Raw genomic sequence first — 26,604 nt, forward strand, 5'->3', positions numbered from 1 at the left:
ATTCTACAATGAGTATGTTTATTTCTACGCGAGATGATAATAAAGATTTAGGCGTTACTTTTCAACACGCAATACTTAATCCAAATGCCCCACAAGGCGGACTTTATACATTTTTTAAACTTCCTTTGTTTAGTCAAGAAATGCTACAAAGTTTTCAAAATCTCTCATATAAACAATTATGCGAAAGGCTCTTTTCTTCTTTGAATCTCAATCTTAACCCAAATCTTTTGCAACAAGCCCTGCAAAGCTATGATAGCTTTGATAATCCTACAAATCCCGCCCCGCTCCACACTTTAAGCAAAAATCTCTTTATGCTCAATCTCTATTCTGGTCCTACACGAGCTTTTAAGGATATGGCTTTGCAACCCTTTGGTGTTTTACTCTCTTCCTTTGCCAAAACAAATAAAACCCCTTTTATGATTCTAGCTGCTACAAGTGGTGATACCGGTCCTGCGACACTGCAAAGCTTTGCGAATAAAGAATATATAAAAGTTGTATGTCTCTACCCAAGTGGTGGCACAAGTGATGTGCAAAGACTGCAAATGACAACACAAGAATCTAAAAATTGCAAGGTTATTGGCATTAAGGGGGATTTTGATGATGCTCAAAGTGCGTTAAAATATCTCCTTGCCAACAAAGATTTTATCCATAAGCTTAACAATCTTGGAATCTCGCTCTCCGCTGCTAATTCTGTGAATATAGGACGCATTGTTTTTCAAATTGTGTATCATTTTTGGGCGTATATGAGTGCGGTAAAAAATGGCAATATCACCTTTGGAGAGAAGCTATCCATTGTCGTGCCTAGTGGGAATTTTGGCAATATTTTAGGGGCATTTTTTGCTAAAAAAATGGGCTTACCCATACACAAGCTTGTGGTTGCCTCTAATGTCAATACTATTTTAAGCGATTTTATAAATACGGGTGTATATGATATTTCTTTTCGTCATCTTATCAAGTCAAAATCCCCAGCAATGGATATTCTAAAAAGCTCAAATGTAGAGCGAATGCTGTATTTTTACTTTGGGGCTAAACGCACAAAGGAGCTAATGGAGAATCTCTCAACGCAAGGCAAATATAGCCTTTTAGATTCTGAACTTGCTCTTGTGAGAGAAGATTTTAGTGCGATGAGTTGCGATGATACACAATGTCTGCAAAGTATCGCAGAATGCTTTAAAAATGGCTATGTGCTTGACCCACACACGGCTATTGGCTATTATGTAGCAAAGACATTGCAGGAAAAAGGCGTGATAGATAAAAGCATTATCCTAGCCACAGCGGAATGGAGTAAATTCGCCCCAAGTGTGAATACCGCTCTAACACAAGGACAGATTCTAGAATCTTCCCAAAATATTTGTGATGAAGAAGCCATTAAAACAATCTGTGCCAAAGCCAACTGCACAATCTCAAAACAAATCACAGATCTTTTTAACAAAGATGAAGTGCAAAAAGATGTGCTTGATGTGGCAAAGCTAGAATCTTGCATTATAGAGTGGCTAAAGACATTCTAAAGGCACACAAGGAATTAATACAAATATGCTAGAATCCGCACATTTTAAAAGAGTCAAAAGGAGTGAAAATGGACTTTGTTAGCGTGATTATGGGGAGCAAGAGCGATTGGAGTGTGATGAGTGAATGTATAGAAGTATTTAAAAAATTTGATGTGGCTTATGAGGTGATTATAAGCTCGGCTCATCGCTCACCGGAACGCACAAAAGAATATGTCAAAGACGCACAATCTCGTGGCGCACAAGTTTTTATCGGTGCAGCGGGAATGGCAGCACATCTAGCCGGGGCGATTGCCTCTCAAACTTGTAGGCCTGTGATTGGTGTGCCTTTAAGTGGTGGGGCAATGGACGGACTTGATGCCTTGCTTTCAACGGTGCAAATGCCTAGCTCTATGCCTGTGGCAACGGTGAGTATCGGTAAGGCTGGGGCAATTAATGCGGCGTATTTAGCTATGCAGATTCTAAGTCTTAAAAATGATGAGCTAGCGGGGAAACTCATTGAAGATCGCGTGATGAAAGCCAAAAAGGTAGAGCTAGATTCGGCAGAGATTGAAGTGAGAATCTAAGGGGGATTTATGGAAAATACGACAACTTGGCTAGAACTCCACGAGTTTATTAAGCTCTCTGGGCTTGATGAAACAAAGATTATGGACTTAATCAATGAGGGGAGTATTAAAAGCAAGGAAGAGGAAAATAAGATTTTTGTTGATGCGACTTCTGGGACTTCCGCCCTTGTGAAAAAGGTAGAATCTGGGCTAGTGTCTGCGGATATGAATGGCAAGGAGCTTGATCCTGTCTTTGTAGAAAAGACAATTTCCACTATCCTTGGGCTGCACGATAAAGTTATTTCAGCAAAAGATGAAACCATCAGTGCTTTTAAAAATGAAAACTCATTTCTAAAAGATGCGCTTATTTCTATGCAGGAAGTGTATGATGATGATAAAAAGACAATGGAGACTTTGCGTTTGGAATTAGAGCGTTCAAGGGAAGAAATTGAATTTATGAAACGCAAATATCGCTTGATGTGGGGCAAAGTCTCCAATATGACAGAGACAAAATGATAGCACAAGAGATGTGTTTTGACTGCTTACAAAGGCAGATTAAAAACTTTTCAAAAATGCTTCCAACGCATAATTTACAACCCTTGCAAGAATGCGTTGAAAAAAAACTTTCATCTCTTAAACAAAGCTATATCACACCAAATAAGCAAGATAATCTTCTCACACCCCCACAAATTGCTATTGATATTTATAAAGATTTATCCACCACGCTACAAAATGATGACCCATACGCATACATCAAGCAAAAGAGCATACAAAAAGCCTTTCATATCTGCCAAGAGCTTATCTCACGCTACCCTGCCCCAAAGCTTGAGCCAACAATACATAATGAAAAAATAGTATGGGGTGAAGATTCTATCTTTGCTCGGCTAGATTGGGCAGTTAGAATGGCTATTTTAGGCAATGTTATTGACTATGGCTCACAGCATAGCTTTAGCTTTGACAATGCAGATTTTGATTTTAAATCTTTGCACTTTGGGGCGTATGACTTAAAGCCTTTTATCTCAAAATTAGAATCTGCTAGAAGTCTTTTATATATTGCGGATAATGCGGGGGAAAATATCTTTGATACTCTGCTTATTGCCACGCTTAAAGCTATTTATCCACATCTTAGCATAAGCTATGCGGTGCGTGGCAGGGCGATTATTAATGATTTGACATTGCAGGATATGCTTCACCCATTAGCACAGCCTTTGGCAGAATCTTGTGAAGTTTTAAGCTCAGGTGTGAGAAGTCCGGGCTTTGTGTATGCTGATGCGAATACTCAAACGCAAAGCCTTTATGATTCTGCGGATATGATTCTAGCCAAAGGTATGGGGAATTTTGAATGTTTAGAATCTTATAAAGATGAACGACTTTTTTTGCTTTTTAAGATTAAATGCGATGTTGTGGCAAAGTTTTGCAACAAAGCCAAAGGCACGATGATGTTTTTACACAATACACATTATATAAAGGAGTGATATGCTTAGTTTTTCAGATATTTTATTACAATTGCAGGAGTTTTGGAAAAATCAAGGTTGCCTTATCGTGCAGCCCTATGATATTCCCGCAGGAGCGGGGACATTCCACCCTGCGACTTTATTAAGAAGCCTAGATTCAAAGCCGTGGAGTGTAGCCTATGTCGCCCCATCTCGCCGCCCCACAGATGGACGCTATGGGGAAAATCCAAACCGCCTAGGGAGCTACTATCAATTCCAGGTGCTTATAAAGCCTAGCCCCGATAATATACAAGAGCTGTATTTGCGTAGTCTTGAATCTTTGGGACTAGATATAAAGGCTCACGATGTGCGTTTTGTAGAAGATAATTGGGAATCCCCAACACTTGGAGCGTGGGGGCTAGGCTGGGAAGTATGGCTAGATGGTATGGAAGTAACGCAATTTACATATTTTCAGCAAGTAGGCGGTATCCCCTGTCGCCCTGTGGCAGTAGAAATCACCTATGGTGTGGAAAGACTAGCAATGTATATTCAAGGCAAGGAAAATATTTTTGACATTGTGTGGAATACTAATCCGCCAATGCTCTATGCCGATGTGCATTTGCAAGGGGAATATGAGTTTTCAAAATATCACTTTGAAGTGGCAGATACACAAATGCTTTGTAGCATTTTTAATCAATACGCTAATGAAGTCAAAAACTGCTTGGAGCAGAAAATCCCCCTTGTTGCTTATGACTACACAATGCTTGCAAGCCATTGCTTTAATGTCCTTGATGCCAGAAAAGCCATTTCGGTAGCTCAAAGGCAAAACTACATTTTGCAAATTAGAGATTTAGCCAAATCCTGTGCCTTACTCTATAAAGAAATGGAGAGTGAAAGGGAGCATAGAATCACAAAGGCAAAAGGGCTATAATGCGTTTTATCCTTACTTTTTTTCTTACTTTTAGCACCTTTACACATCTGCTTTATGCGGAGAATCTCGTGCGGGATTTTGAGCTTTACAAGCTTAATTATGGCGATAAAAACGCACCGACTTTATTGCTTATGGGCGGGATTCACGGCGATGAACCCGGGGCGTATTATTCCACAGATTTATTTTTGCGACATTATAAGATAACAAAGGGGAGCGTGTGGGTTGTGCCTGTGGTGAATCCGCACGGAATGTTTGCCAATATGCGTGGCGTGTATGGCGATATGAATCGCAAGTTTGCTGCTTTGAGCCACAATGACCCAGATTATGAGAGTATCCAAAAAATTAAAAAGCTCCTTGCCAACCCGGAAATTGACATCTCTATGCACTTGCACGATGGGAGTGGATATTGGCGTCCAAAGTATGAAAGCAATCTTTTAAATCCACATAAATGGGGCAACTGCTCGGTTGTGGATCAAATACGCATTGATGGAAAATATGGGGAATTAGAATCCTTTGTGGCTCAAATGGTGGCTGATATTAATCTGCGGATTTTAAATCCCATTCATCGCTTCCACGTGCATAATACCCAAACAAAAGCCAAAAATGATGTTGGGCAACTCAAAGCTCTCACTTTCTTTTCACTCTCTTTAAATAAACCCGCCCTTACAAATGAGACAAGCAAAGAGCTTGATGTGCCAACGCGTGTGTTTTATCATCTTTTAGCTATTGAATCTCTGCTAGGACAGCTAGGTATTACTTTTGAGCGGGATTTTAAGCTGAATGTCGCTACGATTAAAACGCTTCTTAACACAACAGATTTATACGCAAAGATTGAAGATTCTATCTTTTTGCCCCTAGATTCCTTGCGGACTAACCTTGCCTATTTTCCACTGCCAAAGCAAAACAGCCCAAAACAGCTAAAGATTGAAAGCCCAAGCTATCTGCTTGGTATAGTTCCGGGCAAAAATGGCAAGCTCAATTTACACTATGGCTCACGCAAACTTAGCACACTTTCCCCACAATGGTATGAGTTTGAACATTCACTTGAAAATGTCAAGATCAAGGTTGATGGAGAGCTACAATCCGCACCAATAGGCTCAATAGTCTATGCTAAGCAAAGCGTTGAGTTTGAGCCTTTAGCCAATCATAGAGTAAATGTTATCGGTTTTGTCTTGCCTAATGATAATAATCCCCTGCCTAATGAAAGCGGTGTAACAATCTACAAAAAAGACTTTAAGCCCCAATATAGCCTTGATACTAATGCTTTACATTTTCGTGCGGAGTTTTACCGCGATAATGCCTTTAGCGGTATGATTATCATCTCTTTTGCCAAGCCTAGAGAGAAAAGAGTTTCAACCTTTCAGCAAGTGCATTACACGCCAGCTCCGCATTCTAAAACTGCCAAAGCCACGCAAACAGCAAAAATTGCAGATTCAAAACAAACCCAAGCAAAGACAATAGATTTAAAAACAACAGATTCACAAGCGACTTTAAAACCCAAGCCAAAAATAATAGAATCTGAATCTACAAACACAGCCCCCGCAATACTTGCTGTCAAATCAAATCTCGGGCTAAATTTAAGAGCAAAGCCTAGCACAGATTCTGCTATCATCGCCAAATTGCCAAAATATACACAGGTAAAAGTTTTACAACAAGTAGGCAAATGGAGCAAAGTTTCAGTAGATTCTATTCCACAAACAAAATCCACGCAAACATTGCAGGGCTATGTGATAAGCCAAGCTCTAAGCAACACGCTTTTGCCCCCACAAGAGCAAAGCCAAGCCCAAAACACAGAATCTACACCGCAAAAAACCACAAAAACGCCCCAAAGCACAGAGCAAGATTCTAAATTAGAGCAAAAAAAGACAGAATCTTATGCCAAAGTCATCGTTAATACCGCTATGGTAAGGGCAAAGCCTAGCACAGATTCTATCATCATCGCTAAAGCACCAAAGGGACGAAAAATGCAGATTCTATCCTTTGAAAAGGGCGAGAACAATGCACAGTGGGCGAAAATTTATTACATCTTTGAATCTCAAAGTGGCAAAAGAGAGATACAAGGCTATGTAGCAAAGCGACTTTTAGAGCCAATCCCATAAATTATAAGGATAAGGGTATGGATTTTATCATTAATGAAAATACTTTTCTTATCTCCGATAGCCACTTTGGACATAAAGCAGTATTGCAAAGAGAGCCTTCACGCCTAAAAAGTGCTAGGACAAATGGCTATGATGATTTTTATGCGTTTCATAAAGATTTATGGAATAAGGCAGTGGGGAAAAAAGATAGAATCTTACATTTGGGGGATTTGTATTATCCGGGTGGGTTTCACTACCTAAAAGAACTGCGGGGTAAAAAACAGCTCCTTGTCGGCAATAATGATGTTACGCGTTTTACCAAGCTTAAAGCACTGAAAAGCTGGCAGGTGCAAAGGGGCTTAAATTTGCAGATTCCAAATGCTAAGGCGATACGCAAAAAACTCTATGAAAAATACGGCAAGATGATGATAAAAGATGATGTGTATCTCAATGCTATTATTGCTGATTGTGGTGGGGAGCGGATTATGTTTTCGCATTTTCCGGTATTTCACCGCAAGGCACACGATAGATTTGCTAAGAGTAGAGAAAGCCTAGATACGCTTTTTGCCCTAGCAGATTGTAGCTTAAATATCCACGGACATATCCATTCACGCGATACAAATTATTCCTTTTGCTTTAATGTCAGCTGTGAGCGTTTGGGCTTTGAGCCAAAGACTTTGGGCGAGATTCTAAGATTATGGCGAGAAAAAAATAGAATCTAGAGGATAGAATCTAATGGGAAAAATAAGACTCAAAGGATAAAAGAATGATTTATTTTTACGCACTTATCGCCAATGGCACAAAGCAGATTCCAAGATCATTCCATAATGCCTTTGTAAAACTCCAAGAATACGATGTCCTTGAAACACAAGGGAATATCCATAAGCTTAAAAGTGATTTTATCATCGGCAGTGTGGATATTTCACAAAGTGGCAAGGTTTTTTTAAAAAGTTTTAGAGATACAGATTCTGCGGATTTTGTGCTTGAAAAAGGTAAATTTTATAAACTCAAAAAGGGCGATATTATCTTAGCTAAAAGGGGTAAAGCAAAAAGCAAAGGACAAAAAGGCAAAACAAAACAAAAAGCAAATCTTATCACACTTTTATACGCCATAAAGCCCTACGCCATTGCCGTGCTTGTGATGAAAAAGGGGTGCATTCTTGCCCTAGAGTTAGAATCTAGGGGCAAAAGGGGGCGTTACCTTGAGCTAAAACTCTCACAAAAATCACTCAAAGCCCTGCCAAAGCATTGTGTGGTAAAAGTGGAAGTGGCAAGTGGCAATATAGTTGAAGTTTTTGGGGTGCTAGAAGATGCAAATATTGATGAAAAAATAGCCCTAAGCACTTATAATCGTGCCTATGATTTTAGCCCTAGCTCTAATGAATTTGCTTTGTCTTTTGGTAATGAAGTGGATAAGGCTATGTATCCTAATCGTGCGGATTTAAGCCATTTGCCCTTTTGCGTGATAGATCCCATTGATGCAAAAGACCACGATGATGCGATTTATTTTGATGTAAAATCACGCACACTCTATGTGGCAATAGCCGATGTCAGCGAGTATGTAAGCTTTAATAGTGAGCTTGATAGAGAGGCTAAAAAAAGGGGCTTTAGTCTGTATTTTCCACACAAAGTCCTGCCTATGCTGCCTTTTGCCCTAAGCAGTGGAATCTGCTCTTTAAAGCAGAATGAACTGCGTTTAGCAATGGTGTGGGAGATAAGCTTAAACACAAAAGCAGAAGTGAAAAAAAGTAGGCTTTTTGAAGCCCTTATACAATCACACGCCAATGTCAGCTATGAAGAAATAGAATCTTTTTTACAAAATAAGTCCGTTAAATCCACGCAACTGCCCGATTCTGTTACGCAATGGCTCAAAGCCTATGTGCCATTTGTGAAAAAATGTAGAAAAAACCGCTTAAATGTGGGCTTTGATTTTAAAAATGAAGAGATAAAATTAAAGTTTAATAAATCTATGGAAATTTCCTCGTGGCAGAAAAACACTCAAAGTTTAGCCCATAGCATTATTGAAGAATCTATGCTTTTAGCTAATGTGGAGAGTGCAAAAATGCTAGATTCAGGTATTTTTAGAATCCACCCTCCGCCACAGCTAGAGCGAATAGATGAGCTAAGATGGGATTTAGAATCTATGGGCTATGAAGTGCCAAGGACACAAGATATACACACGCTGATTACGCAGATTCAAGCTCAAGCTGATGAAAACGATAACGCCAAAATATCTCAAAATGACAATCAAAGAGCAATAGTAGATGGGCTTATGATTAAATCTCTAAGCAAAGCGACTTATAGCTCAAAGCCTTTGGCACATTTTGGCTTAGGATTTGAATCTTACACGCATTTCACTTCACCTATCCGCCGATATAGTGATCTTATTGTGCATAGAATCTTAAAAGCGATTTTACATAAGGATAAAAATTTGCCATTTTTGCTTGAATCTTGCAATGCCACCACCCACGAACTCAACCTAAAAGAAAAGCAAATAGCCCAGATTGAATCGTATTTTTATCATCTTAAAATGTTGCGATATGCTAAAAGGCTGCTAGATAAAGGGCTTAGATGTGAGATTCTAGTCAGCAGAGATGAAGGGGAAGGTGTGGCTCTTAATGTCATTCCGCAAGTGAAAATCACACTTGATAGGTTTATGCCGCGTTTTAGCGTGGTGGAAGTGGAGATTATGGAGGTGGATTTGCTCACTATGAGTGTTTATGCAAAGGTGCTAGATTCACAAGCACAAGATTCTATGTTGCAGGATTTAGCACAAAAAACCACGCAAAAACGCACTAAAAATCACACAAATGCCACAAAGAAAAAAAAGGATAAAAATGAATAAAGCCCAGCTTGATACATTGCTCAAAGAAAATCCGCCTCGTGCGAGTTTGCTGTATGGAGATAGCTTTATGGTGGGCTATTATGGTAAGAAAATTGCCCAAAGCTTAAAGAGTGAAGAAAAAACCACCTTTTATTTTGATGAATACAATAATATCAGCATCAATACCCTGCTTTCACAAGGCTCACTTTTTGGCACAAGCTCCCTTGTGGTGCTAAAGATTAATCACAGACTTAGCAAAGCAGATATTGAACTCTTTTTACACTCTTTGAGTGCTAATACACATAATGCCTTGATTATAGAATATTATCAAGCACAAAATAAGTCTAGTGGCGATTATATGCGTGATTGCAAGGGTATTGTGGGGTATTTTCATCACCCTAAAATGCCAAAAAATAGCGTTGTTGAAGTGCGATTTTTTGAGCCAAATATGAGAGAATGTATAGGCTTTTTACAGGAAAGAAGCAAGGAGCTTGGGCTAAAGATTGAAGATAGAATCTTAACTCAAATTCTAAATATACAAAATAATGATATTGCCCTAAGCCTAAATGAGCTAGAGAAATTTAGCATTTATGCGGGAAAAAGCATTGATATGAGTGAAGTTAATCTATTATGCGATGGTGTGGGGAGCTTTAGCATAGAAGAGCTGTGCTGTGCGGTTATGGATAAAAAGCCCTTTATTCATATATTGCAAAATATTTATGAAGAGGGTGTGAATGAAATAATGATGATTGGGGAGATTCAGCGATTTTTTTATCAACTTTTTTTATTTTTTGCTTACGCGAAAAGCTATGGGAGTATCAATGCAAGGGAGATTCTAGGCTATAATCCCCCAAACCACATTATTGAGCGTTTATCACGCTACTGCATACGCTTTAAGGAAGCAGAATATATTCATATTTTTGAGTTACTTTCACTCTGGCGATATGAAGTCAGCAAGGGCAAATCTAAGCAATCTATGGGTGCTTTAATCAAAATTCAAGAATTGATACGCTAGAATCCGCCCCCTATGCCTTGCTCTTTTGGCTCATTTAGGCTACGAAAGGGCGGTTACACCAAAAGGAGACATAATGAAATTCTACGAGACGATGTTTATTCTCAAACCGACACTTGTTGAAGAAGAAATCAAGGCAAGAATTGATTTTTTCAAAGAAGTTATTACAAAAAATGGTGGCGAGATTGAAACCTGCCTTGATATGGGTATGCGGAATCTTGCTTATGAAATCAAAAAAAATAAACGCGGATACTATTTTGTTATCTACTTCAAAGCAGAGCCTAGCTTGATTTTGGAGCTTGAGCGAAATTACCGCATTAATGAAGAAATTTTGCGATTTATTGTGATTAAGTATGAGAGCAAAAAAGAGCAAAATGCGTGGCAATCGCTTGTCAATAAGGCAAATAATAAGCCTGAAGCAAAAGCTACAAAGCCAAAAAAAGAGGAAACCCCAAAGGCAGACACACAAGAATCTCCACAAGCCTAACACACAAAAGGACGCTAGATGTATAACAAGGTAATTATGATGGGAAATCTCACACGAGATGTAGAGCTACGATACTTGCCTAGCGGAAGTGCTCTAGCGACTATTGGATTGGCAAGCAATAGGAGATATAAAAAGCAAGATGGTTCGCAAGGCGAAGAAGTATGCTTTGTTGATGTGAAGCTTTTTGGGCGAAGTGCGGAAGTGGCAAATCAATACCTAAGAAAGGGGAGTAAGATTCTCATTGAAGGGCGATTAAGCTTTGAATCTTGGACCGATCAAAGTGGAGCTAAAAAAAGCAAACACACCATCACAGCTGAAAGTATGCAAATGCTAGATTCTAAATCTATGGGCGAAAGTGGTGCGTATAGCGAGAATGGAGGGGGATATAATAATGCCTACTCCGCAAATCCTGCAAACACCACAAACAATGGTGGATATAATAATCCAAATGCAGGATACAATCCTCAAGGCTATAATCAGCCACAAACTTATGGCGGTGGGAGAGAAGCAGCGGGAGGCTATTCTCAAAATATCCCTGAAATCAATATTGATGATGAAGACCTCCCATTCTAAGCATAATTTTTGGTAAGGAGACTCAAATGGAAAAGAAAAAATACTCAAAACGATACTGCCGATACACTGAAACTAAGCTTGAGTTTATTGACTACAAAGATGTGGAAATGCTGAAGCATTCACTTTCAGAGCGATATAAGATTATGCCAAGACGCTTGACAGGCAACACAAAGAGATGGCAAGAACGTGTGGAAGTAGCTATCAAACGGGCAAGACATATGGCACTTATTCCATATATTGTAGATAGAAAAAAGGTGGTTGAAAATCCTTTTAAAATCTAATTTGCCGATGTGAAAGGGCTTTGAATCTTTCACATAGCTGCTTTTGCAGCATAATCTCTTCATTTTTCTCGCATAACTTTAGCTTTCTCTTATAGCAAAGGTTTTATAATACTTACTTTGCATTCTCTTAGATTCCAAGGCTTAACAATGAACAAATCTGTCTCGCTACACTTAATACTTTTTGTCTGTATTTTTGGCATTTTTTTATGGATTGTAGATTCTTCTAGGATAAGTCAAGAGGTGCTTGATTTATTCCCAGATAATGATAACAGAGCCTTGATTGAAGCCCACAGACATTTTGCAAACTCAAAATATGTCCCCTTAGCTTTGCGTGGATTTGATGAATCTTCAAAAAAGCGATTTGAGACACTTCTTTCACAGGTTGAAAAAATTCCCAATGTCGCTTCCATCTCGCAATTCCGCTCCTCACAGCAGCAACAACTCTATGACTTTTTAACCAACCCTAGCTCATATCTCCTTACCCCAGATTCAAACTCACAGGCAGACTTAGATTTTACTCAAATTTTTACCCCTATATTGCAAACGCTCCAAACTTCGCAAACGCCACAAATTTTACAAGATTCACGCTCACCCCTTATTGCCAAAGATTATGGATTTTACGCCCTTGTGGAATTGCGTAGCCTTGAGGATACAGAGCTTCAAGGCACACTCCAAAGCTTCAAAGAGTTAGAATCTAGCTATACGGATATGCGATATTTTTCCGCTGATTTTATGCGAGTGGAGAATCTAGGCTTGATTTTACAAGAAGTCAAATTTCTTTTAGGCTTTGCATCGCTTGTATTTATTGTGCTGTATTTTGTGATTCTCCGCATACCGCTTTTGACTTTTCACACCATTTGCACACTTATTCTTGCTAATATCATTGCCATTTTGCTCGTGCTGTGCGTGTATCCAAAGGTTACGATTATGGCATTAAGCTTTGGTATGGGGATTTCAAATATTGCCATTGACTATATGATGCACCATCACTTTTTTGGGCTTTATGCACGGAAAAAAGCAATATTTAATCGTGCCGTGTTTTATGGCTACATTACCACAATACTAGGCTTTGGGGCGTGTTTGTTTATCCCTTTTCCGCTTTTAGCTCAACTTGCCCTATACGCGATGATTTCTTTAAGTATTGCTTATATGAGTTTTGCTTTTATCTATCCGCATTTGGGCTTAAATCCCCCTAGGCTTTTTTCTTTTATCAATCATTTAAGAAAGCCTTACATACCCTCTTTTGTGTTTTTGCTCCTAGCCTTTCTTGGCTTTATTTACGCCGCTTGGCATACAAGGCTTGATTTTGATCTCTCTAAGCTTGACTATCACAACACGCAAATGCTTGAACAAAGGGCATTTTTTGAAAGACTTCACAACGATACACCACAAGTTTTGCTACAAGCTAGAGAGCCTCAAGGGCTTATGCTCTTTGTGCGAGGACTTCTTAGCGAAGGGCTAAATATAACTTTTAATAAAAAGCAGGGAGAAACGCAAGAAAAGCATTTTTATCTTTTGGTAAATATGACACAAGAGCAGATAAAGCACGCCACTTCGCTCCTTGAAGCATTAAAAACAAATTCAAACAGCAACCTTAAGCTATGGAATGCAGCAGAGCAAAAGCAGATTCTAGAATCTGATCTTATGCTTGAAACACGCTCTTTACAAAGCATTATGGATAATCTTGCAGATTCTATTTATAAGCCTATGATGTTTGTTTTGAGCCTTGCTCTAGGGCTTATGCTTCTCTCTCTGTCCCTTAGTTTAAGAAAAGATTTTTTTCACGCAGTGGGATTTGTGCTTTTTCCTTTGAGTGTGGCACTTTGTGTTGTTGCGAGTCATAGTGAATTTAATATGATGCACCTTTTTGCGTTGCTTATCCTTGTGGTAGTAAGTGTAGATTATGGAATCTATGCGATAAAAGAGGGAGAAAATCCACGCACAAACCACGCTATTGTCTTTTCAGCCTTAACTACCGGGGCGAGTTTTGGGATTCTAATCCTATCACAAACCAAGGCACTTAATTCCTTTGGAGAAGTGATTTTTGGCGGTATGTGTTGTATGTTAATTCTGCTTGTGTTTGGAAGATTTGGAGAAAGATTCTAGTCTAAAATCAAGGCTAGAATCTTAAAAACGCTACCTATCTTTGAGTTTTAGCTCACCAATGAGTTTGGCATAGCGATTATATTGTGTTTTCTTAAGGTAGGCTAGAAGTGATTTTCTCTGTCCTACAAGCTTCAAAAGCCCCAAGCGACTTGAATGATCCTTTGGGTTTGCTTTTAAATGCTCTGTCAAATCCGCAATTCTCTGTGAAAGCAGTGCGATTTGCACCTCACTTGAGCCTGTATCCTTACCATCTCTTGCAAATTTTGCAATGATTTCCTTTTTTTTCGCCGTATCTAAAGCCATAATGACCTCCTTGATTGGTATAAAATAAAGGGTGGATTGTATCGTAATAAACTAAATATCAGTTAAAAGCAACTCCAAATCAACCTCCATTTTAAAATCATACTTTTTTATTATTTTGTAAAATTTTTACTTTTTTTTCAATTTGTATATCAAAATTTTCAACTTATCCCGTATTTTAATCTAAAATACGGGGGGGGGGGGGGGTAAAATCGCAATCTCAAAAAATACTTTTTGGAGGTTTGATTATGAATATTTTTAGGTGGCACATATGGATGTTTTTAGTCTTTTTGGGGGTTACTTCTGCTTCAGATTCTGTAGAATCTCTTCAAGCAAACACCAAAAAAGAACAATCAAAGCACGAAATAGAAATAAAACATCGCTACTTTGTGGGTGCAAGCTTAGGATATGGTATGAGTTCAATAACAAGCAGCGGTGTAACCCTTTTTACAGATAGTGGTAATGGATTGAATTATGGGTTTTATATAGGACAAGAAACACAAATGCCTGAAAGCGATTTCTCAGCTCGTTACTATACAAGTTTGGATTACATCTTAGTAAATTATCCCGGTCAGTGGGACATTAGCACATTTAAAATAGGTTTTAATTTTGATGTACTTTACAACATTAAGCATTATCTTGATGTATTTGGTGGATTAGGCGTTGGCTTTAATTTTTTTGGTGGCAATACGATTAACAACTATCGTGATGTATATATTAACCACAAAATAGGCTATAAACCTATGGGCAAATCTAGGAATAAGGAAATTATTTGCTAACAGGCATAGTTTAGAGTTTTTTACACGAGTGGCAATTCTACCTAGCACCATTTTTGACACAACAGCAACCAATATCTACACAGGTGCCACTGGGCGATTTGAGTTAAAAGATAGAACACACACCATTAATATACGCTATATCTTTCTATTTTAGTGTGTATGATAGCTGTCCATTAACCCAACTAAATACTCAATTTCATTGAGAGTAGTAATACCCTCAATGAAAACAACTACCTACTCTTCAATATAATTCTTTAATTTTCTGCCTACTTTTGGGTGTTTGAGCTTTTTAATCGCACTAGATTCTATTTGTCGCACACGCTCACGGGTAACATTTAGCTCCTTGCCAATCTCTTCTAGTGTGCGATCGCTCTCATCATCAAGCAATCCAAAACGCATACGGATAACCGCCTTTTCCCTATCATTAAGCTGTTCTAGCACATCATCAATTTGCACCTTCAAATCCTCTTTAAGGATATAGTCCATAGGACCAACAGAGCTTTTATCCTCTACAAAATCCCCAAACTTCCCATCATCATCGCTCCCAATAGGTGCATCAAGGCTTACTGGCTCTTTTGTAATCTTAATCACATTTTTGACTTTATCAATAGGCAATCCCACTTCTTTAGCAATATACTCAATATCTGGCTCTTTACCCGTTTCCTGTATATGCTTACGCATAATCTTGTGGATTCTATTAATCGTTTCTATCATATGGATAGGGATTCTAATTGTGCGTGCTTGATCGGCTATGGCACGAGAGATAGCTTGGCGAATCCACCAAGTCGCATAAGTAGAAAACTTAAAGCCCTTTTTATACTCAAACTTATCCACAGCTTTCATAAGCCCAATATTCCCCTCTTGAATCAAGTCCAAAAAAGGCAACCCACGATTTGTATAACGCTTGGCAATACTCACAACAAGGCGGAGATTTGACTTTGCCATTTTTGCCTTTGCTTTATCAGAAATGGACTTTCCACGTTTGATTTGCTCTAAAATCTCTTTTAACTTTTCTGGCTCTAGGTTAAAGCCCCCCTCACTTGCCTCTTTTGTTTGAAAAAGCTTCTTAAGCTCCATATACACACTAACCATAGTCGTCTCTGGCACCATTGAGGCAATCTCATCGCGACTCATCGCGGTAATATTAGCAAGAATCTTTTGATGATTTTCCACAAGCGTGTCATTAAATAATGGCAGTTTATATTCCAAACGCTTTAATTCACGCTCAAAGCCATCGCCACTTTTTAAGCTATTCTCCATAGCTCTTACAAGCTCATTAATAAGCTTACTTGTAGGTCCCAAATCCAAAAGCTTCATTTTCAAAATATGCTTTTTGTGGGAGAGCAACAAAATATGCCCTAATTCATCTTCACTTTCACTAATGGGCGTCTCGAGCACTTTGAGCCAATCCTTCTTAGCCTTATCAAGTACTTTAAAACTCTCCATTACCTTTTCAATTCTCTTTTGATCTTTTTTGGAATTTGCCTTGCGTGAGTTCTCCTCCTCTTCAACAGCATCAAACTCCTCTTCCTCCTCTTCGCCCTCTTCTTCCTCATCATCAAAGCTTTTAAACAGCTCTTTTACGCGTCTCTCTCTATTAATCAACGCATCTTTATAGTCATAAATAAAATCAATCAAATACGGCACAGAGCAAATCGCATCAAGTATGGTATTCTCACCTAGCTCTATATTCTTACTTAGGCTTACTTCCTCTTCTTTTGTTAATAATGGAATCTGTCCCATCTCCCGCAGATACATTCTTACAGGGCTATCACTTCTACTCCACTCTAACAGCTCCTTGTCTTTCATAAAATCAAATTCATCTTCAAGCTCTTCATTGAGTAGCTTTTTTCTATCAGCTTGGCGTTGAATCTGCTCTTTGGTATTCAGCATTTTTGCTACTTCAGATGAGCTTAAAAGCTGTTTTTTATACTTTTTACTTAAATCTTTTATTTTTTTGACTTGTGCTGTTGTTGGGGCTTTGAGCATAATCTGTGCGATTTTCTCATAAGTGATATAATCGCTATCCTCTTCTTTAAAAAGATTTTCTAGTTCTGCATTAACTTCTTTTGATTTTTTGCCTATTTTTTCGGATTTTTCTGACATTTATTGTATCCTTAGCAGTGAAATAGTGGAAAATAAAATCGGCAATTGTATTTAAAATTGCATAAATCTTTGATTAAGACTTTTAATTCTCCCCAATCCTAAAGATTAGGGATTGGGGATTATTTGGGGTTGATTTCTTCGCGTCTTTGGAGATATTCCCAACGCGCTTCTACATCTTTTTGGAATTGTGTAATGATATGCTCATTTTCAGGCTTGAAAAGATGTTTGAATCGCCCTTGTGCGCCAAGATAATCACGCACAGGAATCACATTTCTTGGGCGATATGTAATGTGAAGCTCCACACCATGAATAATCTCAAACAATGGGAACACGAGAGAATCCACAGCCAAATCACTCACTTCAACCGTCTTATTAGATTCAAATCGCCACTCTGTGGTGCAGGCACTCATTGCATTAATAAAAGTAGGACCCTCTGTGTCAATGGCTCGTTTAATTTTTTTATTCATATCTTTCCACTTATTGGGTGCGACTTGAGCGACATACGGAGAGCCGTGAGCTGCCATAATAAAAAGCAGATCTTTTTTCTTTTCTTTCTTACCATAGCTTGAGCTTCCAGCAGGGGTTGTTGAAGTGCTTGAACCAAGCGGAGTAGAGCCACTTCTCTGCCCACCGGTATTCGCATAAACTTCATTATCAAGGCAGATATAAGTCATATCGTGCCCTCTTTCAAAGCAACCGCTAATCCATTGAAACCCAATATCATAAGTCGCCCCATCACCACCAAAAGCTACAAATTTTGGCTTTTCTCCAGTATATCGCCCCTTGCGTGCCAAAGCCTTATACATCGCTTCAGCTCCAGCCACTGCCGTAGAGCCATTCTCAAAACCTATGTGAATCCACGGCACATCCCAGCTTGTATGTGGATATACCGCACTTGACACTTCCAAGCACCCTGTTGAGTTTCCTAAAATAATAGGTCCATCAACCGCACTTAGCACCTCACGCACAATCATTCCGTGTGCACAGCCCGGACAAAGTAAATGTGCACCTTCAAATTTTTTTGATGATTTTTGAAATTCTTTTAGATTCTTGACTTCTTTTACCATTGCATTCTCCTTTTAAAAAAAGCTCATCTTAGGTCCGCGTAAGCCCAGCATTTGCTGAAGTGGGTGGGTAAGCTTACCAGCCTTTGCATTTGCATCAAGTTCAGCAAAAATACCCTCTAAATGTGCTTGTGTCAAATCGCGTCCGCCAAGCCCATAGATATAGTTTGACATTATAGGGTGTGCCCCAGCTGAAAGAGCTGCTGCTGAAAATTCATTAAATAACATTCCAAGCGCTCCAGCAGGCAAACTTCTATCCAAACACGCCATCGCTTTAAGATTCTTCATCGCTTCGCCAACTTCTTTAAATGGAAAGGGACGCAAAGAGCGGATAGATAGCACACCAGCTTTTATGCCCTTTTGCTCACGCACCTCTTTTGCTGCCACACGCGCAGATTCTACACTTGTGCCAAGTGCGACAATCGCCACCTCCGCATCTTCTAAGTCATAGCTTTCAACAAGGCTATACTTACGCCCACTTAGCTTTTCAAATGCTTCAAACACTTCATTAATCACAATATGTGAATCCATAATGCCCTTATGTAGCTGTGCCTTATGCTCAAAATGCCAATCTTCTTCAGTTTGCGCACCATAGGTAATAGGATTAGAAAAATTCAGCATAGGATTATGTGAGATGTACTCACCAATAAACTTATATGCCACCTCATCGCTAAAAGGTCGCACAGATTGTGCTGTATGAGAGCAAATAAAGCCATCTTGATTTACAATTACCGGCACTCTCACACGCATATCTTCAGCAATTTTAAACGCCATAAGGTTGAAGTCATACGCCTCTTGGGGATTGTATGTGCAGAGATTTATCCAGCCTGTATCGCGGCTAAGATACATATCAGAATGATCGCCATTAACATTAAGTGGTGCGGCTAAGGCACGATTGACAAGATTTAGCACGATAGGCAAACGCATACCAGACGCTTGATACAACACCTCAACCATCAAAGCAAAGCCTTGAGAGCTAGTCGCTGTGGCTACACGCCCACCAGCAGCTGCAGCCCCCACACACGCACTCATCGCCGCGTGTTCAGATTCTACCATTACAAACTCACCATCAATGTAGCCATTACTCACAAAACTCCCATAATTTTGCACGATAGGCGTTGAAGGCGTGATAGGATAGGCTGCCACGACATCAATTTGAGCTTGACGCAACGCTTGGGAAGCAGCCATATTCCCATCCCATACTTCAATATCTCTTACTTCCATTACTTTTGCCATATTCTCCTCCTATGCTTCTGTCTTTTTAGGTTGCTTTTGGGGCCACTCTCTTAATGCCTCATCATTATCCTTGTGATCATTAAACATAAGCAAAGACTTAGGATTTGTAGGACATACATCTACACAAACACCACAACCCTTGCAATGCACATAATCCACCCCAGCTAACTTATCATTACTTGTCAAAATAGCCGCATCAGGGCAAAATACCCAGCAATTAAAGCAGTTAATGCAAATCTCGCTATTATGCACAGGCTTTTCCACACGCCAATGTGCCACACTATCAGTAAATGAGCTATCGCCACTATAAGTTCTCTCGCATTTATAAAGCTCCATCGCCCCATCTACACCCTTTTTAAAAGGAAAAAGCACGGAGCCTATTTCAAATTGATCCCAATCTTTTAACTTTTCCATAAAATCTCCTTTATGTTATTTGACTTCCTCATAAGCTCGTCTAATCGCCACCTTATTCGCATCAATCACCTTTTGAGGAAGCTTCTTGCCAAGCACTTTTGAAAAAGATTCTAAAAAATAATCAATCTCAAGCATACCTGAAACTTTCATCAATGCCCCAAGCATAGGTGCATTTGGCACGGATTTACCAATGGCATCAATAGAGATTTGAATACAATCAAGTGTGTAAAGCTTCTTTGTCGCAAGTTCTGGCTTTTTCTCTATAAGCTCTTCCTTGCTTAAACGCGTAGTGATGATGTATTTTGTAGAAGGCTTATCATACAAGCAAATATTTGTGATAAACACCAAGCCCGGGTCAATCACCAAAATATAATCCGGATTCATAAATTTCTCGTGATTTAAAATCGGCTCAGAATCTATCCTATTGTACGCCGTCATTGATGCACCGCGTTTGGCTGAACCATAAAACGCAAATGCCTGCACTTCTTTGCCTGTCCCTGCGATTACATCGGCTAGACCCTTCGCACCTGTTACAGCACCTTGCCCAGCACGAGAATGCCATCTAATTTCAAGCATCTTTATATCTCCTTCCATTGTTGGATTTTGTGTGGGGATTCTAGCACAGCAATGCTAAATAATCGTGTCATTTTGAAACATTTTAATTTTATATAAAGAAAAAAGGGGGAGATTCTACACATTTTCGTAAAGAAAAACTTTACCAAAATTTAGGCAGTTTTTTTGCTATAAACACAACTTTTCACGCTAAGATTTTAGGCTATAATACCGCCTTGATAATCTTTATCATCTCACAACATTAAGGAATCTTATGACTGACACAGCACAGAGAGAATCTCACACGATAGAATCTAAAAAACGCGTTTTTTCAGGCATTCAGCCCACCGGCAATATCCACCTTGGCAACTATCTAGGAGCAATCAAGCAATGGGTAAGCTCACAAAATGAGTATGAAAACATCTTTTGCATTGTCAATTCCCACGCCATTACCACGCGTCAAAACCCTGCCGAATTGAAACAAAAAACCTTTGAACTTGCTGGAATCCTACTTGCCTGCGGGATTGATACAAGCAAATCAAGCCTTTTTATCCAAAGTCAAATTGATGAGCACCCGGCATTAGCGTGGATTCTAGACTGCCATATTCCTATGGGCGATATGAGTCGTATGACGCAGTTTAAAGATAAATCAAACAAGAATTCAAAAAATATTAATGTCGGTTTGTTTAACTATCCAGCCCTTATGGCAGCAGATATTCTGCTCTATCAAGCTCACAATGTGCCTGTGGGCGAAGATCAAAAGCAGCACCTAGAGCTAACGCGTAATGTCGCTATCCGCTTTAACCGCGAGTATGGCGAGTGCTTTAGGATTCCAGAGCCTATAATCCCTAAAATTGGTGCTAGGATTATGGGGCTAGATGACCCACATTCTAAAATGAGTAAATCCGCCAAAGGCGAAAATCACGCGATTTTCCTGCTTGATAGCCCAGATATAATCACACGAAAAATCAAAAAAGCCATTACAGATTCACAAACTGAAATTGTCTTTGATGAAAGTCGCTCAGGGCTTTATAATCTTTTGTGCATTTATGAGATTTTCACGCAAAAAAGTCGCCACGATATAGAATCTGAATTTATAGGCAAGGGCTATGGACATCTTAAATCCGCCATTGCCGAAGTATTGGTAGAATCTTTGCGTCCTATTCAAGAAGCTTATGCCAAAATCAGCCAAGATAAAGCCTATATCCAAAGTGTGCTTGATAGCAGTGCGGATTCTATCCGCCCCATTGCCAAGGCTACTTATGATAAAGCCAAACAACTTGTCGGGCTAGTGTAATGGCAAAATCTATGAAATCTGTGAAATGCTTATCAAGCTTGTATTGAAGGAACAAAATGTCAAAACTCGCTCAACCCAAAAGAATGCTACTCCACGAATATTTATGGTTTATCCTACTTGGCATTATCGCTACAAGGCTTGTGTATTCTAGCCACACAGGCACAAGCCTGTCTTTTATACTTGCCCTTATACTTCTTGTGCTGCTCAACACACGCATAACAGCCTTTATCGTGCGGTTTGGATTCTATATCGTGCTAATGAATGTGCTATTTATAAGTTTAAGGGATATTTCGCCACTTATCAATCCACAAGGCAAGGTAGATTCTTTGCTCTATGGGCTTGATACTTGGCTTTGTGGAGAGTATCTAGGCAAACTCTTTTCCTACTCGCACTCTAGCCTTTCACTTTTACTTGATGATTTTTTTAGCTTTTTTTATTTGCTTTTTTTGTTTGAATTGCTGTATTTTTTTATCTATTATCTGCTCTATAAGCCTTCAGCAAGGTTTTTCATAGGCATTATGAGTGTATATGCCATTGGCTTTTTGGGTTATATTTTTCTCCCTGCTATCGGTCCTTATGCCTTTTTACAAGATGAGCTTACCGCTCCGCAAGGCTATTTTTTCTACCCGCTCCTTGCGGAGCATTACACGCTAGGCAGTAACTTAACTGATGTCTTTCCAAGTCTGCATTGTGGAATCTCGCTTTTTATCCTGCTGTATAATTTTGCCTTTTCACGCACACAGTTTAAAATCTGGCTCCTGCCAAGCGTGTTTTTATGGATTTCTACCATTTATTTGCATTATCATTATGTGATTGACTGCCTTGCGGGATTTTCCCTAGCTATCATCTGCATTTTGCCTTTCTATCTTAGCACACATCTCAACACAAGGGGGAGAAAATGAATCTTTTACATTTTAGCGACAAGGAGGCTTTAAAGCTTTCACTAAGTGGAGGCAAAGGGGCAAGTCTAGCCAAAGTCTTTCAAGTGGGATTTGCTGTGCCACAGGGCTTTATCATCACTACTAAAGCTTATGAAGCCTTTTTATCAAACGCCAATGAAATTCCATCTTTTCCAAGCGATGACTTAGCCCTTTTAGAATCTAAAGCCACGCAATACAAAGAGCATTTACTCACTCTTCCCCTGCCGCCCTCTTGTCTCAAAGAGCTAGAATCTGCCCTAACTCACTTTAGCCCACAACAAGCCTTTAGTGTTCGCTCTTCTTCCACACTTGAAGATTTAAATGCCGGAGCATTTGCTGGAGCACACGATACATTTTTAAACTGCGTTGGACTAGAGATGATTGAGCAAAAAATCAAAGAATGCTTTGTCTCGCTCTGGCATACCCGTGCTATTGCATATCGTTGTGAGCTTGGATTTTCCCACAAAGACGCATTAATGGCGGTAGTGGTGCAAACAATGGTGTCAAGCCAAAAATCAGGCGTGAGCTTCTCTATAAACCCCATTACTTGCAACCTTAATGAAGTGCTGATTAACGCCAATTATGGCTTAGGGGAAAGTGTCGTAGGCGGGGAGTTTGATGTTGATGAATATCGCTTTAACACCTTAGAGCAGAAAATAGAATCTAGCCATATCGCTCATAAAACCAAAGGCATTTTTCCCACACACTGCACACAAGATTGCATTGCTCCACAGGATAAAGCTTCACCCCAAAGCCCACAGGATTTAAAAGATTCACAAGATTCTACGCAAGGCACAATGGAATGTCATATAGATTCTGCCTTTGCTGATATAGCAGTGCTAAGTGAAAAAGAAATTACGCAAGTTGCTTCACTAAACCTTGCCTTACAGCGATTTTATGGCTTTCCACAAGATATAGAATGGGCGATTGTAGATGACAATCTCTACCTTTTGCAATCTCGCCCCATTACGACTATCCCGCCGCGTTGGAGCAGAGATGAGTCTGCGGAGCGATACCCAAAGGCACTAAGCCCTTTCACTTGGGACTATGTAGATAGGGCGTTTCACATCTCGCTTGATTATTCCTTTAAGCTTTTAGGACTGCCGCCTATGCAGGGCAAGTGGTTTGCTATGTTTGATAACTACATCTATGGCAATCAAAATGCGATCAATCTGTATATGGGGCAGAATACACTGCCCTTTACTGATTTAGATTCACTCATACAAGCCCTGCCCTCACTCACAAATAAGCTAGAATCTATAAAAACCCTGCCAAAGCTATGGCATCGTGATTTAGCCACATATCTCCAAGAGCTAGGAGCGTTAAAAGCACAGGATTTAAGCAATGCAAACTTACAAGAAGTATGGGAGTTTATAGGGCAAATCGTGCGAGTTGGCACAGAGTATTTTAAGCCAAATATCGCTATTTCCATTACTCAAGCTATGCTCTATAAGATTCTATTTGCCCTGCTTAAGCTTATTGATAGCACAAATGCCCAAAGCCTTTTTACACTGCTTACCACCACGGATAACACCAAAACAAGCCTTGTGAATGATGAGCTTTTCAAACTCGCTTGTATGATAAAAAATAATCAAAGCTTGTATGATTTGCTCCATAGCACAGATTCTAAAAGCATTATAGAGCAGAATCTATTGCGGGATTTTGGGGCATTTTCTCAAAGCTTACAAACATTTTTACACAATCACGGACATCGCGAAGTGGAGTTTGACGCCTACATTCCCACTTGGGGTGAAGCCATAGATGTCGTGCTTGATACACTTAAACTTCTTAGCACTTCACCCCAACCCAAAGCAAGTGATATTGTGGCAAAAAAATATCAAGCTAAAAAGCAGATTCTATCCCTTGTGGGAAGCCAAAGTGTGGAGCTTGAGCTGTTTTTGCATGAGTTTTTAGAGCTTGTTGAAACTTATACGATTTTAGATGATGAAGAGCATTATCAAACAACGCGACTTACCCCTATTGTGCGTAAAGGCGTGTATGTCTTAGGTGAGCGACTTAAGGCTTTGGATATTGTGAGTGAAAATTTTGATGTATTTTTTGCTAATATCGCCTCGCTAGAATCCTTTGTCAAGGGCGAAATCTCACAAAAACAACTCAAAAGCCACATCACTCAAAATAAACAAACCTATTTAGAAAATGCCGCTAAAACGCCAAAATGGGAGCTAGATTCCACACAAGATTGCTTAGATTCTACTGCGGATAACTGCTCACATATAGAATCCAGCGATATTCTGCAAGGTATCCCAGCAAGTGCGGGGATAGTGGAGGGGGAGGTGTTTATCGTGCGTGGGAGCGAAGACTTTGGCAAGTTTATCCCACAGAGCATTCTTATAGCCCAAAGCACAAATCCCGCTTGGACATCACTTTTTTACAATGCCAAAGCAGTGGTAACCCAAAGTGGTGGCGCACTCTCGCACGGAGCGGTTACCGCTAGAGAGATGAAAATCCCCGCCGTTATGGCTGTGCCAAATGTAATGCAGATTCTCAAAAATGGCGATAGAATCCGCGTGAATGGTAATAATGGCAAGGTGGAGATTCTAATCCGCTAGAGAGATTTTCACAAGCATACAAAGCAAGAATCTAGAAAGTAGCACAAAGTCATTTTACTTACTTGTGCTATAATCCGCACATTTTGATAAAGGGAGCAAAAATGAGTAGAGTAAGCGTAGATAAGACAAAAGTGGCGGAGTTTTTTAGATTCTGCGATGAAAATGAAGTGGAGTTTATAGACTTTAGGTTTAGCGATATTAAGGGCGTGTGGCATCACGTGAGCTTTTCACGAAATGCGATTGATGAAGGAAGCTTTGAAGGTGTGCCTTTTGATGGTAGCTCAATCCCTGCGTGGCAGAGTGTGGATAAATCGGATATGATTCTTATACCCGATCCGGTGCGATATTTTATCGATCCTTTTACTGCGGATACAACGGTGGTGGTGTTTTGCGATATTTGGGACATTTATAAAAATGAGCCGTATGAAAAATGCCCTAGAAGCATTGTAAAAAGGGCGATGAAATTTTTACAAGAGAGTGGAATCGGCGATGTGGCGTATTATGGACCAGAGAATGAGTTTTTCGTCTTTGATTCTATTAAGATAAAAGATGCGGTGAATTGCCAATACTATGAGATAGATTCTGAAGAGGGCGAGTGGAATCGTGCTAGAGAATTTGAAGGTGGTGTGAATATGGGACATCGCCCCGGGACTAAGGGTGGCTACTTTCCCGTAGCTCCTGTGGATACGATGGTGGATTTGCGTGCAGAAATGGTAAAGGTGCTAAATCAAGTGGGGCTAGAAACCTTTGTCGTGCATCACGAAGTGGCACAGGGGCAAGGGGAGATTGGCGTAAAATTTGGTGATATGTTAGAAGCGGCTGATAATGTGCAAAAGCTTAAATATGTTGTCAAAATGGTAGCACATTTAAATGGCAAAACTGCAACCTTTATGCCAAAACCTTTGTATGGCGATAATGGCAGCGGAATGCACGTGCATATCAGCATTTGGAAAGATGGCAAAAATCTCTTTGCTGGAGATTCTTATCAAGGTTTAAGTGATATGGCATTGCATTTTCTAGGCGGTGTGCTTAAACACGCAAGGGCGTTAGCTGCTTTTACAAATCCTAGCACAAACTCATACAAACGCCTAATCCCGGGCTTTGAAGCACCAAGCATTTTAACTTACTCCGCACAAAATCGCTCTGCAAGTATTAGAATCCCTTACAACAGCGGTGAGAAAGCTAAAAGAATGGAGTTTAGATTCCCTGATAGCTCGGCAAATCCTTATCTTGCCTTTGCAAGTTTGCTGCTCGCAGGGATTGATGGGATTAAAAATAAAATTGAACCCGGTGAGCCAATGGAGATAAATCTTTTTGAACTAACATTAGATGAGATTAGAGAAAAAGGCATTAAGCAGTTACCTCACACACTTCGCCACGCCATTGAAGAAATGCTTGTTGATAGAGCATATCTCAAGGAGGGCGGCGTATTTAGCGAAGAGTTTATCCAAACCTACAAAGCTTATAAATTTGAAACTGAAATCTGGCCTTGGGAAGCCCGCCCCCACCCATTTGAGTTTTTAACGACTTATAGTTGTTAGAATCTTACACTAGAAAACAATTACCTTTGTGTTATAATCCACCAAGCAAC

General features: G+C 39.6%; 24 protein-coding genes. 18 read left to right on the forward strand and 6 right to left on the reverse strand.

Annotated features, from left to right (window positions below; genetic code table 11):
- Window positions 1-8 precede the first annotated feature (8 nt).
- From thrC to HCCG_RS08595, 13 genes are all read left to right on the forward strand, one after another.
- On the forward strand, window positions 9-1,508 hold the full coding sequence (gene thrC, locus HCCG_RS08535) for a threonine synthase (RefSeq protein WP_015453284.1): 1,500 nt from the start codon (window positions 9-11) through the stop codon (window positions 1,506-1,508).
- 68 nt (window positions 1,509-1,576) lie between these two features.
- On the forward strand, window positions 1,577-2,071 hold the full coding sequence (gene purE, locus HCCG_RS08540; RefSeq protein WP_002957096.1) for a 5-(carboxyamino)imidazole ribonucleotide mutase: 495 nt from the start codon (window positions 1,577-1,579) through the stop codon (window positions 2,069-2,071).
- Between the two features lie 9 nt (window positions 2,072-2,080).
- Complete coding sequence (locus HCCG_RS08545) at window positions 2,081-2,566, forward strand: DUF3972 domain-containing protein (RefSeq protein WP_002957097.1); 486 nt, start codon at window positions 2,081-2,083, stop codon at window positions 2,564-2,566.
- On the forward strand, window positions 2,563-3,525 hold the full coding sequence (locus tag HCCG_RS08550; protein WP_002957098.1) for a damage-control phosphatase ARMT1 family protein: 963 nt from the start codon (window positions 2,563-2,565) through the stop codon (window positions 3,523-3,525). Before HCCG_RS08545 ends, HCCG_RS08550 begins: the two co-directional genes overlap by 4 nt.
- 1 nt (window position 3,526) lies before the next feature.
- A complete protein-coding gene (gene glyQ / locus HCCG_RS08555; RefSeq protein ID WP_002957099.1) occupies window positions 3,527-4,414 on the forward strand; it encodes a glycine--tRNA ligase subunit alpha in 888 nt (295 codons plus the stop codon).
- On the forward strand, window positions 4,414-6,513 hold the full coding sequence (locus tag HCCG_RS08560) for a M99 family carboxypeptidase catalytic domain-containing protein (protein ID WP_015453283.1): 2,100 nt from the start codon (window positions 4,414-4,416) through the stop codon (window positions 6,511-6,513). The genes glyQ and HCCG_RS08560 overlap by 1 nt, the downstream gene beginning before the upstream one ends.
- 17 nt (window positions 6,514-6,530) lie before the next feature.
- Window positions 6,531-7,214, forward strand: a complete 684-nt coding sequence (locus HCCG_RS08565) for a metallophosphoesterase (RefSeq protein WP_002957101.1) — start codon at window positions 6,531-6,533, stop codon at window positions 7,212-7,214.
- Between the two features lie 44 nt (window positions 7,215-7,258).
- Complete coding sequence (locus tag HCCG_RS08570) at window positions 7,259-9,337, forward strand: RNB domain-containing ribonuclease (RefSeq protein WP_002957102.1); 2,079 nt, start codon at window positions 7,259-7,261, stop codon at window positions 9,335-9,337.
- Window positions 9,330-10,331 (forward strand): DNA polymerase III subunit delta, encoded by a 1,002-nt coding sequence (gene holA, locus HCCG_RS08575; RefSeq protein ID WP_014666396.1) that lies wholly within the window; start codon window positions 9,330-9,332, stop codon window positions 10,329-10,331. The genes HCCG_RS08570 and holA overlap by 8 nt, the downstream gene beginning before the upstream one ends.
- A gap of 73 nt (window positions 10,332-10,404) precedes the next feature.
- Window positions 10,405-10,815: a 30S ribosomal protein S6 gene (gene rpsF / locus HCCG_RS08580; RefSeq protein ID WP_002957104.1), complete on the forward strand. Its 411-nt coding sequence runs from the start codon at window positions 10,405-10,407 to the stop codon at window positions 10,813-10,815.
- Between the two features lie 18 nt (window positions 10,816-10,833).
- Window positions 10,834-11,388, forward strand: a complete 555-nt coding sequence (locus HCCG_RS08585; RefSeq protein WP_002957105.1) for a single-stranded DNA-binding protein — start codon at window positions 10,834-10,836, stop codon at window positions 11,386-11,388.
- 26 nt (window positions 11,389-11,414) lie between these two features.
- Window positions 11,415-11,669, forward strand: a complete 255-nt coding sequence (rpsR, locus tag HCCG_RS08590) for a 30S ribosomal protein S18 (RefSeq protein WP_002957106.1) — start codon at window positions 11,415-11,417, stop codon at window positions 11,667-11,669.
- Window positions 11,670-11,816: 147 nt separating this feature from the next.
- Window positions 11,817-13,775, forward strand: coding sequence for an MMPL family transporter (locus HCCG_RS08595; protein WP_034548444.1), 1,959 nt, complete (start codon window positions 11,817-11,819; stop codon window positions 13,773-13,775).
- A gap of 30 nt (window positions 13,776-13,805) precedes the next feature.
- Here the strand turns inward: HCCG_RS08595 and rpsO are convergent, their stop codons facing one another.
- Window positions 13,806-14,078: a 30S ribosomal protein S15 gene (gene rpsO, locus HCCG_RS08600; protein WP_002957108.1), complete on the reverse strand. Its 273-nt coding sequence runs from the start codon at window positions 14,076-14,078 to the stop codon at window positions 13,806-13,808.
- A 245-nt stretch (window positions 14,079-14,323) separates the two neighbouring features.
- Here rpsO and HCCG_RS08605 point away from each other — a divergent pair, with 245 nt between their 5' ends.
- Window positions 14,324-14,854, forward strand: a complete 531-nt coding sequence (locus tag HCCG_RS08605; RefSeq protein WP_002957109.1) for a hypothetical protein — start codon at window positions 14,324-14,326, stop codon at window positions 14,852-14,854.
- 234 nt (window positions 14,855-15,088) lie between these two features.
- On the opposite strand, the gene rpoD is transcribed toward HCCG_RS08605, so the two are convergent.
- The 5 genes from rpoD to HCCG_RS08630 all read right to left on the reverse strand — a co-directional run bounded on the left by rpoD (window position 15,089) and on the right by HCCG_RS08630 (window position 20,250).
- Window positions 15,089-16,960: an RNA polymerase sigma factor RpoD gene (gene rpoD / locus HCCG_RS08610; protein ID WP_002957111.1), complete on the reverse strand. Its 1,872-nt coding sequence runs from the start codon at window positions 16,958-16,960 to the stop codon at window positions 15,089-15,091.
- 119 nt (window positions 16,961-17,079) lie between these two features.
- Window positions 17,080-18,027: a thiamine pyrophosphate-dependent enzyme gene (locus tag HCCG_RS08615; protein WP_002957112.1), complete on the reverse strand. Its 948-nt coding sequence runs from the start codon at window positions 18,025-18,027 to the stop codon at window positions 17,080-17,082.
- A 12-nt stretch (window positions 18,028-18,039) separates the two neighbouring features.
- On the reverse strand, window positions 18,040-19,260 hold the full coding sequence (locus HCCG_RS08620) for a 2-oxoacid:ferredoxin oxidoreductase subunit alpha (protein ID WP_002957113.1): 1,221 nt from the start codon (window positions 19,258-19,260) through the stop codon (window positions 18,040-18,042).
- A 9-nt stretch (window positions 19,261-19,269) separates the two neighbouring features.
- Window positions 19,270-19,674, reverse strand: a complete 405-nt coding sequence (locus HCCG_RS08625) for a 4Fe-4S dicluster domain-containing protein (RefSeq protein ID WP_002957114.1) — start codon at window positions 19,672-19,674, stop codon at window positions 19,270-19,272.
- A 15-nt stretch (window positions 19,675-19,689) separates the two neighbouring features.
- Window positions 19,690-20,250 carry a pyruvate flavodoxin oxidoreductase subunit gamma gene (locus HCCG_RS08630; protein WP_002957115.1) on the reverse strand — a complete coding sequence of 187 codons (561 nt, stop codon included), beginning with the start codon at window positions 20,248-20,250 and terminating at the stop codon, window positions 19,690-19,692.
- Between the two features lie 250 nt (window positions 20,251-20,500).
- Here HCCG_RS08630 and trpS point away from each other — a divergent pair, with 250 nt between their 5' ends.
- From trpS to glnA, 4 genes are all read left to right on the forward strand, one after another.
- Complete coding sequence (gene trpS / locus HCCG_RS08635; protein ID WP_002957117.1) at window positions 20,501-21,523, forward strand: tryptophan--tRNA ligase; 1,023 nt, start codon at window positions 20,501-20,503, stop codon at window positions 21,521-21,523.
- A 56-nt stretch (window positions 21,524-21,579) separates the two neighbouring features.
- Entirely contained in the window at window positions 21,580-22,425 is an 846-nt protein-coding gene (locus HCCG_RS08640; protein WP_002957118.1) for a phosphatase PAP2 family protein, read from the forward strand.
- Window positions 22,422-25,013 (forward strand): PEP/pyruvate-binding domain-containing protein, encoded by a 2,592-nt coding sequence (locus HCCG_RS08645; protein WP_002957119.1) that lies wholly within the window; start codon window positions 22,422-22,424, stop codon window positions 25,011-25,013. The genes HCCG_RS08640 and HCCG_RS08645 overlap by 4 nt, the downstream gene beginning before the upstream one ends.
- Before the next feature lie 101 nt (window positions 25,014-25,114).
- Window positions 25,115-26,554, forward strand: a complete 1,440-nt coding sequence (gene glnA / locus HCCG_RS08650; RefSeq protein ID WP_014666389.1) for a type I glutamate--ammonia ligase — start codon at window positions 25,115-25,117, stop codon at window positions 26,552-26,554.
- Window positions 26,555-26,604: the final 50 nt, after the last annotated feature.

The sequence above is a fragment of the Helicobacter cinaedi CCUG 18818 = ATCC BAA-847 genome, assembly GCF_000155475.1.
GTDB classification, from domain to species: domain Bacteria; phylum Campylobacterota; class Campylobacteria; order Campylobacterales; family Helicobacteraceae; genus Helicobacter_C; species Helicobacter_C cinaedi.

Bases quoted from the DNA above. Each gene is read 5' to 3' on its own strand.
- thrC (WP_015453284.1), top strand. From the start codon at position 9: ATGAGTATGTTTATTTCTACGCGAGATGATAATAAAGATTTAGGCGTT.
- purE (WP_002957096.1), top strand. From the start codon at position 1,577: ATGGACTTTGTTAGCGTGATTATGGGGAGCAAGAGCGATTGGAGTGTG.
- HCCG_RS08545 (WP_002957097.1), top strand. From the start codon at position 2,081: ATGGAAAATACGACAACTTGGCTAGAACTCCACGAGTTTATTAAGCTC.
- HCCG_RS08550 (WP_002957098.1), top strand. From the start codon at position 2,563: ATGATAGCACAAGAGATGTGTTTTGACTGCTTACAAAGGCAGATTAAA.
- glyQ (WP_002957099.1), top strand. From the start codon at position 3,527: ATGCTTAGTTTTTCAGATATTTTATTACAATTGCAGGAGTTTTGGAAA.
- HCCG_RS08560 (WP_015453283.1), top strand. From the start codon at position 4,414: ATGCGTTTTATCCTTACTTTTTTTCTTACTTTTAGCACCTTTACACAT.
- HCCG_RS08565 (WP_002957101.1), top strand. From the start codon at position 6,531: ATGGATTTTATCATTAATGAAAATACTTTTCTTATCTCCGATAGCCAC.
- HCCG_RS08570 (WP_002957102.1), top strand. From the start codon at position 7,259: ATGATTTATTTTTACGCACTTATCGCCAATGGCACAAAGCAGATTCCA.
- holA (WP_014666396.1), top strand. From the start codon at position 9,330: ATGAATAAAGCCCAGCTTGATACATTGCTCAAAGAAAATCCGCCTCGT.
- rpsF (WP_002957104.1), top strand. From the start codon at position 10,405: ATGAAATTCTACGAGACGATGTTTATTCTCAAACCGACACTTGTTGAA.
- HCCG_RS08585 (WP_002957105.1), top strand. From the start codon at position 10,834: ATGTATAACAAGGTAATTATGATGGGAAATCTCACACGAGATGTAGAG.
- rpsR (WP_002957106.1), top strand. From the start codon at position 11,415: ATGGAAAAGAAAAAATACTCAAAACGATACTGCCGATACACTGAAACT.
- HCCG_RS08595 (WP_034548444.1), top strand. From the start codon at position 11,817: ATGAACAAATCTGTCTCGCTACACTTAATACTTTTTGTCTGTATTTTT.
- rpsO (WP_002957108.1), bottom strand. From the start codon at position 14,078: ATGGCTTTAGATACGGCGAAAAAAAAGGAAATCATTGCAAAATTTGCA.
- HCCG_RS08605 (WP_002957109.1), top strand. From the start codon at position 14,324: ATGAATATTTTTAGGTGGCACATATGGATGTTTTTAGTCTTTTTGGGG.
- rpoD (WP_002957111.1), bottom strand. From the start codon at position 16,960: ATGTCAGAAAAATCCGAAAAAATAGGCAAAAAATCAAAAGAAGTTAAT.
- HCCG_RS08615 (WP_002957112.1), bottom strand. From the start codon at position 18,027: ATGGTAAAAGAAGTCAAGAATCTAAAAGAATTTCAAAAATCATCAAAA.
- HCCG_RS08620 (WP_002957113.1), bottom strand. From the start codon at position 19,260: ATGGCAAAAGTAATGGAAGTAAGAGATATTGAAGTATGGGATGGGAAT.
- HCCG_RS08625 (WP_002957114.1), bottom strand. From the start codon at position 19,674: ATGGAAAAGTTAAAAGATTGGGATCAATTTGAAATAGGCTCCGTGCTT.
- HCCG_RS08630 (WP_002957115.1), bottom strand. From the start codon at position 20,250: ATGCTTGAAATTAGATGGCATTCTCGTGCTGGGCAAGGTGCTGTAACA.
- trpS (WP_002957117.1), top strand. From the start codon at position 20,501: ATGACTGACACAGCACAGAGAGAATCTCACACGATAGAATCTAAAAAA.
- HCCG_RS08640 (WP_002957118.1), top strand. From the start codon at position 21,580: ATGTCAAAACTCGCTCAACCCAAAAGAATGCTACTCCACGAATATTTA.
- HCCG_RS08645 (WP_002957119.1), top strand. From the start codon at position 22,422: ATGAATCTTTTACATTTTAGCGACAAGGAGGCTTTAAAGCTTTCACTA.
- glnA (WP_014666389.1), top strand. From the start codon at position 25,115: ATGAGTAGAGTAAGCGTAGATAAGACAAAAGTGGCGGAGTTTTTTAGA.